The organism is Kitasatospora sp. NPDC015121, from assembly GCF_055562955.1.
Genome location: NZ_JBVHEH010000029.1, coordinates 25,602 through 40,895 on the forward strand (window position 1 = coordinate 25,602; position 15,294 = coordinate 40,895).

Sequence of the window (15,294 nt, forward strand, 5' to 3'; positions counted from 1 at the left end):
GACTCCCGCGGACCTGGCCCGCAGTTCCGCGGCGTTGTGGGTCTCGGCCCCCGTCCCGTCCGGGGACCGACCGTCACCGGTCACCCTGTGTCCGGGAATGTGAGTGGGCATGCGTTGGTCTGCGCCGTTCTGCCGAGTCATGTGCTGATAGGGACGCCATGAGCGAGCGTAGCGTGACCGAGTCGCTGCACAGCGCTACCGCCACTCGGGCGTCGCCCGATCCGGTGGCGGCAAAGGGCGACACCGGCGCGTCGCGGTCGGACCGTCCGACCCGCCCAGGGGTGACCTCCCCCGGCCGGGCCGCCGACCGGCACGGACCTCGCGACACCACCACACGGCCCGGACCCGGGCGCTCCACGCGGCCTCCCGGCCTAGTCGGCCGGTCCACCATCGTCCCTCAACTCGCCTCGCAGCACCTCCCGTTGACCGTTTCACCCCTTCAGAACCCCTCATCCTGTCCGGCTCCGCCCGGGTCCGATCACTTGCGACGCACCAACCTCCAATGCGCTCCGTGTCGCTCGACGAAACCGAGCGAACTCAGCTCGTGGAGGTGTTGGACGGTCGCCGCCTCGGAGAGCGCCGCGTAGTGGGCGAGTCGCTGTACCGGCGCGCCGTCCGCACTCGCCGGCACCGCTTCCAGGACGCGGGCCACCGGCGGCTCCAAGGCGTCCCTCGGCAGCATCGGGCCGACCCGCTCCGGGGCCAGGTCGGCGCCGATCGCACCGATCAGTTCGCCGACCTCGGCACCGCTGGTGACCATGCTGGCCGCCCCCTTCCGGATCAACGCGTGGACGCCGGCCGAGAGTTCGGAGGTGATCGGGCCCGGGACGCCCATGGTGTGCCGATTGAGGTCCAACGCCCGCCGCGCGGTGCTGAGCGCGCCGCTGCGCGGTGCGGCCTCGACCACCACGGTGCCGCGGGTGAGCGCCGCTATCACCCGGTTCCGCAGCACGAACCTGAACCTGGTCGGGTTCATCCCGAGCGCCAGCTCGCTCACCAGCAGCCCGTCGCGTCCGATCCGCTCGATCAGCGCCTCGTTCCCGCGCGGGTAGCAGATGTCGACCCCGCTGGCGAGCACGGCGATCGTCATCCCGTTGACCGCCAGCGCCCCGAGGTGCGCGGCGGTGTCCACTCCGTAGGCCGCGCCGGACACCACCACCCAGCCCCGTTCGGCCAGTTCGGAGCCGAGCTGGCCGGCGACGTGCCGCCCGTACGCGGTGCAGGCCCGCGATCCCACGACGGCCACCGACCGCAGGGCGAGCAGGCGCAGCGACGGCAGCCGCCGCGCGGGCAGGCCGCGGACCCACAGCCCGACCGGGCGGCTGTCGCCGAGGTCGTCGAGCTGGGAGGGCCATTCGCTGTCGCCCGGAATGATGAACTTCCCACCGAGCTTGGCGATGCGTTCCAGGTCGGCGGCCGGGTTGAACTTCCGCAGCCTCTCCTGGTACGCGGCGATCCGGTCGGCGCCGAGCCCCAGCCGCTCCGCGGGGGCTCCTTCGTAGAACCCCTGCACCAGCCTCACCGCGCCGAGCCGTTGAACGGCCCGGCCGATCGCGGCGTCGCCCGGCTCGATCAGTCTGGTGAGCGCCGCCCGTGAGACCCGCTCGGGCTCGGGCGGGTCGGGCGGGGCCACCGGCGCGGCCCAGGCCGTGGGCCGGATGACGCGCGGTTCGCCGCGCGCCGCCCCGGCGCGGACGGCGCGGTCGGCGCGGTCGGCGTCCGCGCCCCCGGTCGCACTGGGCTGGGTCGGGGTCGGCCGGTCCGTATCCGCCCAGCCCATGGGTGCCGGATCCGCCGCGCCTTGGCCGCCCGCCCTCGGCGCGGCCGCCGGGTCCGGCGGCCCGTGGTGCGAGCGGTGCGCCGAGGGCGGCCCGGCGCAGCGCGGCGGGTACCGGAGTCGTTGGCCCCCGTCGCACGCCGAGTGGGTGCCGGACGGGTGGGCGGTCTCGGGCGGGTCCGGCGGACCGGAACCGCTGGACGGGTCGGCTGTTCCCGGACCGCCCGAGGGTCGGCACGGATCGGCTCCGCTCCCGGCCGAGTGCGCCGCGCCGAACGGGCGGAGGGCACCGCGCGGCACGGACGGGGGTGCGGATCGGGCGGCGGGCGGCGCGTCCCGTGGAGCGGCGGGACGGCCGGCGTGTCCGTGGGGCGCTTGGCGGGGGGCGGGGTGTGCGGTCATGGGTGTTCCTCCTGCGGTGCGGTGCGGTGCCGTCGGCGGCGGGCGGTGCGGCGCGCCCGCCGGTCGGTGGCGGTCTCCTGCGGTGTCGACGTTCCGGTGGGTGAGTCAGGTGAGCGGTGGTCAGAACTCATCCGACGAGTCGGCGTAGGGGTAGGACGGGTCGCTCCTGCGGTCCGTCGGACGGGCGATCCGCTGGACGCCGGTGCGGAGGGTGAGCGCCGTCTGGATGTCGCTCCGGTTCGGCCGGTCCCGGCCGGCGAGGTCGGAGACCGTCCAGGCCACCTTCAGGACGCGGTCGAGGCCGCGTGCGGTGAGCAGGCCCCGGTCGAGGTCGCGTTCGGCGTCGGCCAGCGAACCGGGTGCGAGTTGCCAGCGCGTGCGCAGCTCGTGTCCGGGCACTTCGGCGTTGGTCCGCCACGGGGTGTCGGCGAGGCGAGCGGCGGCCCGGGCCCGGGCCTCCCGCACGCGTTCGGCGACCGTCGCCGTGCTCTCGGCCTTTCCGCCTCGCTGCATCAGCTCGGCCTTGGTGACTCCGGCGACCTGCACCTGGAGGTCGACCCGGTCCAGCAACGGGCCGGAGAGCCGCGCTTGGTAGCGGTTGACCATGACGGGTGTGCATTCGCATCCTTCTCCTCTCAGGGAATAGCGGCCGCAGGGGCAGGGATTGGCGGCCAGGCAGAGCAGGAAACGGGCGGGTAGTCGCATCGAGCCGGCGGCCCGGGCGATCATCACCTCCCCCGACTCCAGGGGTTGGCGCAGCGCGTCGAGGACCCGGACCGGGAACTCGGGTGCCTCGTCGAGGAACAGCACGCCCCGGTGGGCGAGGGAGACGGCCCCGGGCCTGGGCAGGCCCGTTCCGCCGCCGACGATGGCGGGCATGGTCGTCGAGTGGTGCGGGGCGCAGTAGGGCGGGGTGGCGATCAGGGGGCGGTCGGGCGGGAGCAGGCCGGCCACGGAGTGGATCGCGGTCACTTCGAGGGCTTCGGCCTGGGTGAGCGGTGGGAGCAGGGCGGGAAGCCGTTCAGCCAGCATCGTCTTGCCGGCTCCGGGCGGACCCTTCAGGTAGAGGTGGTGGCCGCCCGCGGCGGCGATCTCCAGGGCTTGGCGTGCCTCGTACTGCCCGGCCACGTCGGCGAGGTCGGGGCGGCCGGCCTGTTCGGCGGCCAGGTCGCGGACGCCGAGGCCGGGCAGCAGCAGTCCGGCGAACGAGGAGTCGGGGCGGCCGGTGGAGGGGTCGGGCGGTTCTTCGGGGACGGGGGCGTTGGTGAGGACCGCGATGAGCTGGCGGAGACTGCGCACTCCCAGGACGGAGACCCCGGGCACCAGTCTCGCTTCGGCGGCGGTCTGTTCGGCGACCACGATCTGCCGGTATCCGGCGTCGGCCGCCGCCAGTACCGCGGGCAGGACTCCGCGCACCGGGCGCACGCGGCCGTCCAGGCCGAGCTCTCCGATGATCAGCAGGCCGTCGATCGACGCGGGGTCGAGCCGTTCGGCGGCGGCCAGGACGGCGCAGGCCACCGCCAGGTCGTACCCGCTGCCGCTCTTGGGCACGGAGGCCGGAGTGAGGCCCACGGTGAGTTTCCGCAGCGGCCACTTCTCGCCGCTGTTGGAGACCGCAGCGCGCACCCGGTCACGGGCTTCCAGGAGGGCCTTGTCGGCGAGGCCCACCAGGCTGAACGCGGCGAGTCCGGGTTCGAGGTCGGCCTGGACCTCGACCACGACGCCGTCCACTCCGACCAGGGCGACCGAGCAGGTGCGGGCGAAGGCCATTCAGACCGCCCCGCGCAGGTGCTCGACCGCAGCGGCGCCCCGACGCGGGTTGACCACGGCGACCAGGTCGATACGGACCCCGCCGGGCGGCGGCGGGGCCGGCCCGCCGCTCTCCACGTCGGGTCGTGGTTCGACTCCCCCGGCCTGTTCGGCGGCGAGCACGAGCCGGGAGAAGTGGATCGGCCAGCGTTCGACGAGCCACCGTTCGGCGAGGTGGCGCAGTCGGTCGGCCTTGGTCTGGTCGATGGCTTCGGCGGGCTGCTGGAAGCTCCGCTCGGAGCGGGTCTTCACCTCGCAGATCGCGAGGGTGTCCCCGTCGAGCGCGACGATGTCGAGCTCTCCGTCGGCGCAGCGCCAGTTGCGTTCCAGGATGCACAGCCCGCCCTCCGCGAGCCGGCGGGCGGCGACCTCCTCGCCGTAGCGTCCGAGGCCGTTGGTGGAGAACTTCTTGGGATTCTGCACGGCAATCACCTCCGGCCGGAAGGTTGCCGTCACGCGCCGGGGGTGGGCCAGCGAAATCACCGGGCCTGTGGATAACCCGGGCCTGTGGATAACTCAGGTCACCCGTTCGAGCGACGAATCGAAAAATGCGCTGGACACCGCTCGACCCGCGCGGTCAATCTCGGTGCCCAGAGCACCACCGCGGCTCGCGGAGGTGCGGCGGTCCGGGCAGGAGGGCACGGTCGGCCGTGCCGCTCCCGCCGGGGCACCGGGCCCTCGGGGGAACGGCCGCTCGTCGGCGGTGCGGTCAGTTCCCGAACGCGGAATCGTCCGAGGGAAGCTCCAGATCGCTCTTGGCCAGTTCCTCGATGTTCACGTCCTTGAACGTCAGCACGCGGACCTTCCGGACGAACCGGGCCGGTCGGTACATGTCCCAGACCCACGCATCCGCCATCGCCACCTCGAAGAACACCTCGCCCTGCACCGAGTGCACCTGGAGGTCGTAGTCGTTCGTCAGGTAGAAACGCCGTTCGGTCTCGATCACGTACTTGAACAGGCCGACGACATCCCGGTACTCCCGGTAGAGCTTGAGCTCCATCTCGGTCTCGTACTTCTCGAGGTCTTCGGCACTCATTCCAAGCGTCCCCTCACTCGTCACGTCCACCCCATTGTGGACCACCGGACCCGTGCTCAGAGCCTTACTGGTGGTTCTGGCGGCCCATCGGTCAGAACCCGCTCCACCAGCCCGGCCAGCCCGCGCGGGTGGACGGTCTCCTCGGTTCTCCTCAACTCCCCCACCGTCCACCAGCGAACGGTCAGTAACAGCGCGTGCTCGTCCGCTCCGCTCTCCGTCAGTGACACCGAGGTCCGCGTAGTGCGGGCCAGCCGGAACCACTGCTCCTGTCGGTACTCCCTGCCCCGGAAGGAGAACTCCGCCGTGCCGTACGCGACCAGCGGTCCCCAGTCCACGTCCGTCAGGCCGATCTCCTCGGCCAGCTCGCGCCGGGCCGCCTCCGCCGGGCTCTCGCCCGGTTCGATGCCGCCGCCGGGCGTGATCCACCAGGTGGTCCCGGGCTCGGCCGGATCCGCCCCGCGCAGCAGCAGGACCCGGCCGGCCGGGTCCAGCAGCAGCACGCGAACGGCCCTGCGGTGCTCGACCGCCACCTGGTTCAGCTCCGTCCTGAGGCGCTGGGCACGCCTCCTGGCCAGTACGGGGGCCCGGTCCGGCGCATCGCCGGCCACGGGCTCAGGAGACCTCGCGCCGCCCTCGCAGCCGTCGGACCAGCGAGACCGTCCACCCCGCCACGGAGGCGGCCACGATCAGCACCGCCCCGCTGGCCGACGTCCAGGCGGCGGGCAGCAGCGGGCCGGGCTGGTGGGCGTTCGGCGCGCCCAGTTCGTCGAAGGCCGGGGTGCGCCGCTCCATCCCGGCCCGGGACAGCGGCTGGATCACCGCCTCGACCCGCGCCTTCACCCCGGAGACCGGCACCGAACCGAACGCCACGTCGAGGTGGCTGCGCGAGTCCAGGGAGTTCTCCCGCTGGTCGCCGAGCAGGAACAGCCGTCCCTCGGGCACGGTGACCGTGAAGGAGGCCGCGCCCAGCTGGACCGGGGCGAGGTAGGGCTCGGACACTCGGTGTCCGTTGACGGTGATCCGCCCGTCCTTGTCGCCGGAGACGGTGTCGCCGCCGACCGCGACCACGCGCTTCACCAGGGTCGAGCCGCCCCAGTCCGGGTCCTGGAAGACCACGATGTCCCCGCGCCCGACCGTCCCGCCGGTGCGGGCCAGGACGGTGTCGCCGGATGCCAGGGTCGGGCTCATCGAACCCGTCGGGATCTTGTACGGCCGGTACTGGAGGGCGAGCACCGCGAAGCCGCCGAGCAGCATCACCAGGCCGAGCCCGATCACCACGCCCTGCACGACCGACGCGGCGCTCCGGCGACGGGCCGGGTCGGCCTCGGTGCGCGGGGTCCGTTCCGCGAGGCTGCTCATCGGCTCCGCCCTCTCCTGGTGCCCGGGTGCTCGGGGCGAGCGCCCTCTGCCGGTCCGCGGGCCGTCGTCCTGGTTCGGACAGCGCTGCGGGCCGTGGCACGTGCGAGCAGATTACTCGCGAGTACCACGGCCCGCGCAAGAGGCGTTCCCGGTCCGTCGGCGCCCGGTCAGCGGCGGCGCTTGCGCAACCACCAGACGGCGGGCAGGGCGAGTGCCGTACCGGCCAGCGTCGGGACGAGCGGGCCGGCCGCCAGCCCCTTCTGGTCGAAGGTGTCCGGGACGGGCAGCGTCGCCCAGTCGCCGATCGGCCAGGCCACCACGAACGCGCGGCCGACCACGTTGTCGACCGGCACGGTTCCGCCACCGGGCTGGTCCATGTGGTACCGCGAGTCCAGCGAGTTGCCCCGGTGGTCGCCCATCACCCAGATGGTGCCCTTGGGCACGTTCACCGGGCCGAACGGCTTCTCCCCGCACGGGGTGTTGCCGGGGAAGATGTACGGCTCGTCGAGCGCGACGCCGTTCACCTTGACCGGGCCGGAGCCCTGGCACTCGACGGTGTCGCCGCCGACCGCGATGACGCGCTTGATCAGGTCCTTCTCGTCGCTGGACGGCATCAGCCCGATGAAGCTGAACACGTCCTGCACGCCGCGCACGAAGGAGTTGTCACTGCGCTGGGTCGGCTCGTCGTTCAACCAGCCGCCCGGATCCTTGAAGACCACGACCTCGCCGCGCTCCGGCTCGGAACCGAACCAGGGGGTGAGCTTGTCGACCAGGACGCGGTCGCCGACCTGGAGCGTGTTCTCCATCGACCCCGAGGGGATCGAGAACGCCTGGACGAAGAAGGTCTTGATCACCAGGGCCAGCACCAGCGCGATGCCGATCAGGATCGGCAGTTCCTTCCAGAAGGAACGCTGCTTCGGTGCCCGCCTCGACGGGTTCTCCGCGTCCCCGTCGGCCTCGGCGCCGGCCTCCGCGTCCCGGAGTTCCTCGCCGTCACCGGCGTGCAGTCCCTCCTGGTTGCCGACGGGTTCACCGTCGGGCTCCGGAGCACCTGAACGGGCACCGATCACCAGATCCCCCACGACATCTCCTCCCTGCTGTGCGGACGCCTGCGCGCCCGCGCTCACCAGTGCCGCACAGCGGGCACCACACTCTGCGATCGGTCGGGAACCCGCCTCTGGCTTGCCCTGCCGGGGCAGGCCCGACACCAGGCCGGAACCGAGCACTTCACACTTCTCTATCACTCCTGGTCGACGTGCCCGTGCTCCCACGCGCCGACCGGAACGTCAGTCGGCCACCGGCCTGCTCCTCCGGTGCGCCGCGCGGTACCGGGTCAGGAGCGGAAGGACGCCCAACACACCCATAACGAGTGGGGGTTCCGCAGGAACCGGCTCGATGGCCCCCGATCCTGTCACCCGCCCCGGCAGCGAGGAGAGTGAATCGGGGACATCCAGTTGACCGAAGTGGGAGAGCGGCCAGGCCACCACGAAGGCGCGCCCGACCACGTTGCCCACCGGGATGCTCCCGGATCCCGGGTTGCCCATGTGGTAGCGGGAATCGGCGGACAGGTCGCGGTGGTCCCCCATCACCCAGAGCCGCCCCTGGGGCACCGTCACCTTGAAGGTGATCCGCGAGGGCGCGTTGCCGGGCGAGACGTACGGCTCGTCCAGCGGGGTGCCGTTCACGCTCAGCCGGCCCCGCTCGTCACAGCACTCGACGGTGTCGCCGCCGACGCCGATCACCCGCTTGATCAAGTCCCGCTCGTCGTCGGAGGGGAGCAGCCCCACCGCGGAGAACAGCGCCTTCGCGTTCCGCAGCACGGGCCCGTCCGAGGACTGCCTGTGGTCGTTCTCCAGCCAGCCGCCCGGGTCCTTGAAGACCACCACCTGGCCGCGCTCCGGCTCGGCGCCGAACCACGGGGTGAGCTTGTCCACCACGACCCGGTCACCGACCTGCAGGGTCTGTTCCATCGAACCGGAGGGGATCACGAACACCTGGATCAGGAAGGTCTTCATCACCAGCGCGATGACCAGCGCCACCAGCACGATCACCGGCAGCTCGCGCAGGAAGGAGCGCCTGCTGCGGCGCGCGGCGCGCTTGGCTGCCCGGCGCCGCTCGGCCCGTCCCCGGAGCGGGCGCTCGCCCGAGGCGCCCCCGCCGTCCTCGCCCGGCTCCGCCAGGTACACGGACTCGGTCTCGAACGCGGAGCCGGGGCCGGCGGGGTCGGACGGGCCGTCAGCGGCGGTCCTGGGTCTACCTCTGCTCCCCATGGCCACCGGTCCCCTCAATCGCGGCGAACGCCGCCGGCCGGTCGAGGGAGGTGGCGCGGCCCAGGGGGAACATCAGCCAGTCCGCACGGCCGATCACCCTGTCCTCGGGCACGGCGCCGCCGCCGGGCTCGCCGAGGTGGTCACGGGAGTCGCGGGAGGCGCTGCGGTGGTCGCCCATCATCCACAGCCTGCCGCCGGGAACCACGATGTCGAACGGCACCGCCGACGGCGCGTCACCGGGGAGCAGGTACGCGCTCTCGTCCAGCGGCACCCCGTTGACCCGGAGCTTGCCGTCGGTGCCGCAGCAGGTGATCCGGTCCCCGCCGACGCCGATCACCCGCTTCACGTAGACCGTGTCGCCGGCCGTGGCGAGGCCCGCGCCGACCAACAGCCGCTTCACGCCGGACGGTTCGTCCTGGTACGGCAGGAAGGAGCCGATGCCGTCGAAGACCACCACGTCGCCCCGCTGGGGGTGCCCGCCGAAGGCGTACGCGAGCTGGTTGACCAGCACCCGGTCGCCCGGCCGCAGCGTCCCCTCCATCGAACCGGACGGCACCGAGAACGGCCGCGCCACGAAGGCGTTCACCAGCAGCAGCGCGGTCACGCAGACCGCGGCGATCCACAGCAGGTCCCGCGACCACCGCCGCCCGCCGCCCCCGGCCACGGCTTGGGCCTCGGCCTCGGTCCCGTCCTCAGCCCGGGGGGCGGAAACGGCGGCGGACCGCGGCGGCGTGTCCGTACCCGTGGGTACGGGACTGCCGTCGCGGTCCGCCAGTGGCTCGTGCGTGCTCATCGGGGGTGAGCTTATCCCCCCGGTCTACACCGGTTGGAGGGCCGACCCCCGTCGAGCGTGCGCGATCACGCGTCGCGCTTCTCCTTGATCTTCGCGGCCTTGCCGCGGAGGTCGCGCAGGTAGTACAGCTTGGCGCGGCGGACCGCACCGCGGGTCACGACCTCGATCTTCTCGACGACCGGGGTGTGCACCGGGAAGGTGCGCTCGACACCGACGTTGAAGCTGACCTTGCGGACGGTGAAGGTCTCACCGATGCCGGCGCCGTGACGACGGATGACGACGCCCTGGAAGACCTGGACGCGCGAGCGGTTGCCTTCGATGACTCGGACGTGCACCTTGAGGGTGTCGCCGGGGCGGAAGGCGGGGATGTCGGTGCGCAGCGAGGCCGCGTCGACAGCAGCGAGCTTGTTGCTCATCGTTGCTCTCCATCGCGGGCGCCACGGGCCGCCCACGGATATTCGTCTCAACTGATGGGGTGCCGCGGGCCGCTTCGGTTGGCGGTGATCCCCCCGTGGCGGGGGCACCGGTCCACTGACCCCCGCGAAGGGAGCCCGGCGACAGACAGCAGTCGCCTATTCTTCCACAGGCTCGGCCGCGGACCGAAATCGGCCGCTGGTCTCGTCCCAGGCGAGGCCGAGGACGCTGAGCGCCTCGCGCTCCTTCTTGGTGAACGCCTCGCGCTGCCAGCGGGCCACCAGGTCGGGTCGGTTGGCGAGCGTGCGGGCGAAGGCCTGCTCGCGCCGCCACTGGGCGATCTTCCCGTGGTGGCCGCTGAGCAGGATCTCCGGCACCTCCCGGCCGCGCCACTCGGCGGGCTTGGTGTACACCGGGCCCTCCAGCAGGTCGGCCATCGCGCCGGGGGCGAAGGAGTCGTCGCGGTGCGACTCCGCGTTGCCCAGCACGCCGGGCAGCAGCCGGGCGATCGCCTCGACCATCACCAGCACGGCGACCTCGCCACCGGCCAGCACGTAGTCGCCGATCGAGGCCTCGACCACCGGCATCCGGGTCGCGGCCTCGTCGATGACCCGCCGGTCGATGCCCTCGTAGCGGGCGGGCGCGAAGGCCAGCCAGGGGCGGGCGGCGAGGTCCTGGGCGAGCTCCTGGGTGAAGGACCGTCCGCTGGGGGTGGGCACCACCAGGGTCGGCACCTCGCCCTCGGGCCCGACGGCCAGGACGGCGTCCAGCGCGGCGCCCCACGGTTCGGGCTTCATCACCATGCCGGGGCCGCCGCCGTAGGGCGTGTCGTCCACGGTCCGGTGGATGTCGGTGGTCCACGACCGCAGGTCGTGCAGGTGCACGTCCAGCTGTCCGCGGGCCCGTGCCTTGCCGACCAGGGAGACGTTCAGCGGCTCCAGGTACTCGGGGAAGATCGTGACGACGTCGATCCGCATGTCGCTCACGCGTCGCCGCCCTTCCCGTCCGTGTCCGCGTCCGCGTCTGCGTCCGCGTCAGCACCGGCACCCTCGCCCTCGTCGGCGTCCGCGTCCGCGCGGGCGGAGGCGACGACCGCGTCGACGGGGTCGATCAGGCCGGGCGGCGGGGTGAGGACGACGCGCTGCTCGTCCAGGTCGATGACGGGGACGATCTGCTCGACGAACGGGACGAGCACCTCGGTGCCGTCCGGACGCTGGACGGTGAGCAGGTCCTGGTAAGGGAGGTGGACCACCTCGGTGAGTTCGCCGACCGGCGTGCCGTCGGCCAGCACCACGTCCAGGCCGATGAGTTGGTGGTCGTAGTACTCGTCCGGGTCGTCGGGGGTCTCCTCCGGGTCGACCTCGGCGATCAGCATGGTGCCGCGCAGGGCCTCGGCGGCGGTGCGGTCCTTGACGCCGGCGAAGCGCAGCAGCAGGCGGCCGCTGTGCACCCGGCCGGACTCGACGGTCAGCGGTCCGGTGGCGGCGGGGTCGGTGAGGAGGACCGCGCCGGGCCCGAGCCGCAGCTCCGGCTCGTCGGTGCGGACCTCGACGCTGACGTCCCCCCGGATGCCGTGGGCGCGGCCGATCTTGCCGACGACGAGCTGCACGGTGATCGTTCTCCTGAGAGGTGATGGCGCTGGAAGGTGCGTACGCGCTGGTGGACGGCGGGGACCCGCCGGTGGCGGCGGGAAGCGGCCGGACACCGCCCGCGGGCGGGCCCGGAAACGGGAAGGACCGGCCGGGACGGATGCGTCCCGGCCGGTCCTGAGACCCGGTGGCCGACCTGGCGGTCGGTGCCCTCGGCGGTCGAACGTGGGGTCAGCGGAGGCTGTCCACGTCGACCAGGTCGACCCGGACGTTGCGACCGCCCAGGGCGCCGACCACGGTGCGCAGCGCGCGAGCCGTGCGGCCGCCCCGACCGATCACCTTGCCGAGGTCGTCAGGGTGCACTCGCACCTCGATGGTGTGCCCGCGGCGCAGGTTGCGCGAGCGGACCTGCACCTCGTCGGGGTGCTCGACGATGCCCTTCACCAGGTGGTCGAGGGCTTCCTCGATCACGCTCAGGCCTCGGTGGAAGCGGCCTCGGCCTCGTCAGCCTTGTCCGACTTCTTGGCCTTCGGGGTGATGGCGACACCGGTGGTGGCGTCCTCGAAGCCGGCGACGGCCTTGGCGAACAGGTGCGAGAAGTCCTCGACCTTGGGCTCGGCCACCTTCAGCGGCTCCGGAGCCGGCAGGCCCTTGAACTTCTGCCAGTCGCCGGTCAGCTTCAGGATGGCGAGCACCGGCTCGGTCGGCTGGGCGCCGACGGACAGCCAGTACTGGGCGCGCTCGCCGTCGACCTCGATCTTCGAGGGGTTGTAGGTCGGCTGGTAGATGCCGATCTCCTCGATCGCGCGACCGTCACGCTTGGTGCGCGAGTCGGCGACGACGATGCGGTAGTGCGGGGAGCGGATCTTGCCCAGACGCTTCAGCTTGATCTTGACAGCCACGGGTGTGGTTTCTCCTGTGTTGACGTGGGTGAGCAGCGCTCCGCCGCGTGGGGCTGCGGCGCGAGGTGCCGTTCAAGGGACACGCCAGCCGTTGGGAGAGAGGGTCCTGATGGGCAAGCGAGTACTCAGCCATCCATTCTGCCACAACACGGAGGTCCCCCGGACCGCACCCCTGCGCGGTCCGGGGGACCCCGGAAACCATCGGGCCGACCGGCCTCGGCGCTCCCGAGCCCCACTGCCGACCGGGGGGCGGACACCCCGCCCGCACCCCGTTCGGACCTCACTCGGAACCGCGCCCTTCCCGCCGGGACCCCTCCCGGACGGTGCGGGCGCCGTGAACGCCCCGGACGGTTCAGGCGATCTTGAACGGCTGCTGGCAGGCGCCGCAGACGATCGAGGCCTGGGCCAGCACGGACGGGACGACGCGGACGTTGCGACCGCAGCCGCACACCGCCTTGACCCGGACGCCGCCGCCCGAGGAGCCGTGCCGGGCGGCCGGGCCGCGGAAGGCGCGGTGGTTGCCCTCGCCGGCGACGGCGAGCTGGTGCGCCCCGAGCGCGCGGTCGAGACGCTCGATGGTCCCGGCGTAGCGGTCGCGGGTCTCGTGCCCCATCGTCACCTGGGAGAAGCCGCTGCTGGCGTGCGGCTCGACCGGGTGGGCCAGGCCCAGCTCGGAGGCGAGCAGCAGGAAGCGGCGGTTGTGGTAGCGGCCGGCCCGCGAGGTGTCGCGGATCTCCCGGGCGGCGGCCAGGCCGTGGGCGGCCTCGTGCAGCAACCGCTCGAAGTTGAGCTGGGTGCCGCAGGCCGACGAGGACTCGCCGATCAGCGCCTCGGGCGACGCCAGGTCGGGCAGGTCCCGGTGGTGGGCCTGGATGTCGCTCCAGGCGGCGGCCAGTTCGGCCGCGAGGACGAGGGGCTGTGTCGTGCTCACGCTGTACCAACGATGGGGAGAGAGCCGATGTTCCGGTGGGCACCCGTGTTCGGGAATTCCCAGCGGACTCTCAGGAACGCACTTCCGCGCGCGAATTGCGCGGCTCCGGACTGACGCAAGACCAACCCCCTGCACGTATGGAGCCGGCGGGTTTCGCCGGGCTCTCGGCACCCGCCGCGGAGCCCAACATCCCCACGACGGACGGCCCGCGACCTGCCTGAAAAATTGACAGGGCCACGGGCCGTATACCGTACCGCTTGCGGGGTACCTCGGGGAGTTGACTGGTCAGTAGTCTCAACTGCCAGCGCCCGGACCGGGTTTCCGGAATACTCCGGCCCGCCCGGAGGACCGGCCCGGAGCAGTGGTCCGGACCGGTCCGGACCGGACCGGAAGACCGGCCCGGCGCACCGCCCTCAGTACGCGCGGGCCACCAGCGCGAGGTTGCCGGGCTGGTCGTCGGCGGCCGGCACCGAGCCGTCCGCGGCGATCAGGCAGCGCACCGACACGCCCTGCTCGGCCAGCTTGGCCTCGCCCTCGGGGCCGAGGTCGGCCCAGGAGATCCGGCCCCAGCCGGTGGTCGCGGCCTCGGCGGCCTCGTCGATGGTCTTGACGTCCACGGTGCGGGCCTCGCGGCGCTCGCGGGACTCGCGCAGCAGCTGCGCCTGGTCCTCCTCCAGGATGCCGGGGACGATCGCGGCCAGGGAGTCGACCGAGACCGGCTCCTTGCCGCCGGCGATCCGGCGGACCAGCATCGCGGTGCCGGCCTCCAGGTCGCGCGGGCCGACCTCGATGCGCAGCGGGACGCCCTTGAGCTCCCAGTCGACGGCGCGGCGGCCGAACGGGGTGTCGGTGCGGTCGTCGACGACCACCCGCACGCCCGCGGCCTCCAGCCGGGCGCCGATCTCGCGGACCTTCGCCAGCACCGCGTCCTCGCCCTTGATGGCGAGCACCACGGCCTGCACGGCGGCCAGCCGCGGCGGCACCCGCAGGCCGTTGTCGTCGCCGTGCGACATGATCAGGCCGCCGACCATGCGGGTGGAGACGCCCCAGGAGGTCTGCCAGACGTGCTCGCGCTCGGCGCCCTGCAGCTGGTAGGTGGTGTTGAAGGCCTTGGCGAAGTTCTGGCCCAGTTCGTGGCTGGTGCCCATCTGCAGCGCCTTGCCGTCGCCCATCATCCCTTCCAGGGTGAGGGTGTTGATCGCGCCGGCGAAGCGCTCCTTGGCGGTCTTGCGGCCGAGCACCACGTCGATGCCCAGCACGTTGGTCATGAAGTCGCCGTACACGTCGGTGTGGATCCGCGAGGCGTACGCGCGGGCGTCCTCGTAGGTGGCGTGGGCGGTGTGGCCCTCCTGCCAGAGGAACTCGGTGGTGCGCAGGAAGACGCGCGGGCGCAGCTCCCAGCGGACCACGTTGGCCCACTGGTTGATCAGCAGCGGCAGGTCGCGGTGGCTCTGCACCCACTTGGAGAAGTACTCGTTGATGATGGTCTCGGAGGTGGGCCGGACGACGACCGGCTCCTCCAGCTCCTTGCCGCCGCCGTGGGTGACCACCGCGAGCTCGGGGGCGAAGCCCTCGACGTGCTCGGCCTCCTTGGTCAGGTAGGACTGCGGGATGAACATCGGGAAGTAGGCGTTCTGGGCGCCCGCCTTCTTGATCCGCGCGTCCATCTCCTGCTGCATCCGCTCCCACAGGCCGTAGCCGTACGGTCGGATGACCATGGTGCCGCGCACCGGACCGTTGTCGGCCAGCTCGGCCTTGTTGATGAGGTCCTGGTACCAGCGGGGGAAGTCTTCCGCCTGGGGGGTGAGAACGGGTGCCTTAGCCATGGGCCGAATGGTACGGAAAACCGGGCCCGGACCGTGAATCCGGCTCACCCCGCCCACTCCTCCGCCCTTCGTCGGCCCGCGACCCGGAGCACCCACCGGACCACCAACCGGTCGAACCACCGACCGGACCGCGCCGCGCCCGCGCACACCCCGGGGCGCACACCCACGGCGCGCGGATACCTGCTC

16 protein-coding genes are annotated in these 15,294 nt (G+C 72.6%); all 16 read right to left on the reverse strand.

Annotated features, from left to right (window positions below):
- Positions 1-478: 478 nt before the first annotated feature.
- Positions 479-1,780 carry a DNA-processing protein DprA gene (gene dprA, locus ACZ3J7_RS32935; protein WP_465627062.1) on the reverse strand — a complete coding sequence of 434 codons (1,302 nt, stop codon included), beginning with the start codon at positions 1,778-1,780 and terminating at the stop codon, positions 479-481.
- Positions 1,781-2,299: 519 nt separating this feature from the next.
- Complete coding sequence (locus ACZ3J7_RS32940; protein WP_465627063.1) at positions 2,300-3,949, reverse strand: YifB family Mg chelatase-like AAA ATPase; 1,650 nt, start codon at positions 3,947-3,949, stop codon at positions 2,300-2,302.
- Positions 3,950-4,420, reverse strand: a complete 471-nt coding sequence (locus ACZ3J7_RS32945) for a YraN family protein (RefSeq protein WP_465627114.1) — start codon at positions 4,418-4,420, stop codon at positions 3,950-3,952.
- A gap of 277 nt (positions 4,421-4,697) precedes the next feature.
- A complete protein-coding gene (locus ACZ3J7_RS32950) occupies positions 4,698-5,024 on the reverse strand; it encodes a DUF2469 domain-containing protein (RefSeq protein WP_043916176.1) in 327 nt (108 codons plus the stop codon).
- Between the two features lie 56 nt (positions 5,025-5,080).
- Positions 5,081-5,632 carry an NUDIX hydrolase gene (locus ACZ3J7_RS32955; protein WP_465627064.1) on the reverse strand — a complete coding sequence of 184 codons (552 nt, stop codon included), beginning with the start codon at positions 5,630-5,632 and terminating at the stop codon, positions 5,081-5,083.
- 4 nt (positions 5,633-5,636) lie between these two features.
- The gene (lepB, locus tag ACZ3J7_RS32960; protein ID WP_465627065.1) at positions 5,637-6,383 is read right to left on the reverse strand and encodes a signal peptidase I; all 747 of its coding nucleotides are present in this window, start codon (positions 6,381-6,383) and stop codon (positions 5,637-5,639) included.
- Between the two features lie 167 nt (positions 6,384-6,550).
- Positions 6,551-7,465 (reverse strand): signal peptidase I, encoded by a 915-nt coding sequence (gene lepB, locus ACZ3J7_RS32965; RefSeq protein ID WP_465627066.1) that lies wholly within the window; start codon positions 7,463-7,465, stop codon positions 6,551-6,553.
- A 204-nt stretch (positions 7,466-7,669) separates the two neighbouring features.
- A complete protein-coding gene (gene lepB / locus ACZ3J7_RS32970) occupies positions 7,670-8,653 on the reverse strand; it encodes a signal peptidase I (RefSeq protein WP_465627067.1) in 984 nt (327 codons plus the stop codon).
- Positions 8,637-9,446 (reverse strand): signal peptidase I, encoded by an 810-nt coding sequence (gene lepB / locus ACZ3J7_RS32975; protein WP_465627068.1) that lies wholly within the window; start codon positions 9,444-9,446, stop codon positions 8,637-8,639. The genes lepB (ACZ3J7_RS32970) and lepB (ACZ3J7_RS32975) overlap by 17 nt, the downstream gene beginning before the upstream one ends.
- A gap of 65 nt (positions 9,447-9,511) precedes the next feature.
- Positions 9,512-9,862, reverse strand: a complete 351-nt coding sequence (gene rplS, locus ACZ3J7_RS32980) for a 50S ribosomal protein L19 (RefSeq protein ID WP_030458810.1) — start codon at positions 9,860-9,862, stop codon at positions 9,512-9,514.
- Positions 9,863-10,018: 156 nt separating this feature from the next.
- The gene (gene trmD / locus ACZ3J7_RS32985) at positions 10,019-10,837 is read right to left on the reverse strand and encodes a tRNA (guanosine(37)-N1)-methyltransferase TrmD (RefSeq protein ID WP_465627115.1); all 819 of its coding nucleotides are present in this window, start codon (positions 10,835-10,837) and stop codon (positions 10,019-10,021) included.
- 5 nt (positions 10,838-10,842) lie between these two features.
- On the reverse strand, positions 10,843-11,469 hold the full coding sequence (rimM, locus tag ACZ3J7_RS32990) for a ribosome maturation factor RimM (protein ID WP_465627069.1): 627 nt from the start codon (positions 11,467-11,469) through the stop codon (positions 10,843-10,845).
- A gap of 211 nt (positions 11,470-11,680) precedes the next feature.
- Positions 11,681-11,920 carry an RNA-binding protein gene (locus tag ACZ3J7_RS32995; protein ID WP_014138265.1) on the reverse strand — a complete coding sequence of 80 codons (240 nt, stop codon included), beginning with the start codon at positions 11,918-11,920 and terminating at the stop codon, positions 11,681-11,683.
- Between the two features lie 2 nt (positions 11,921-11,922).
- Positions 11,923-12,351: a 30S ribosomal protein S16 gene (gene rpsP / locus ACZ3J7_RS33000; RefSeq protein ID WP_014138264.1), complete on the reverse strand. Its 429-nt coding sequence runs from the start codon at positions 12,349-12,351 to the stop codon at positions 11,923-11,925.
- 352 nt (positions 12,352-12,703) lie between these two features.
- Positions 12,704-13,282, reverse strand: coding sequence for a hypothetical protein (locus ACZ3J7_RS33005; RefSeq protein WP_400953431.1), 579 nt, complete (start codon positions 13,280-13,282; stop codon positions 12,704-12,706).
- Positions 13,283-13,695: 413 nt separating this feature from the next.
- Positions 13,696-15,108: a proline--tRNA ligase gene (proS, locus tag ACZ3J7_RS33010; RefSeq protein ID WP_465627070.1), complete on the reverse strand. Its 1,413-nt coding sequence runs from the start codon at positions 15,106-15,108 to the stop codon at positions 13,696-13,698.
- Positions 15,109-15,294: the final 186 nt, after the last annotated feature.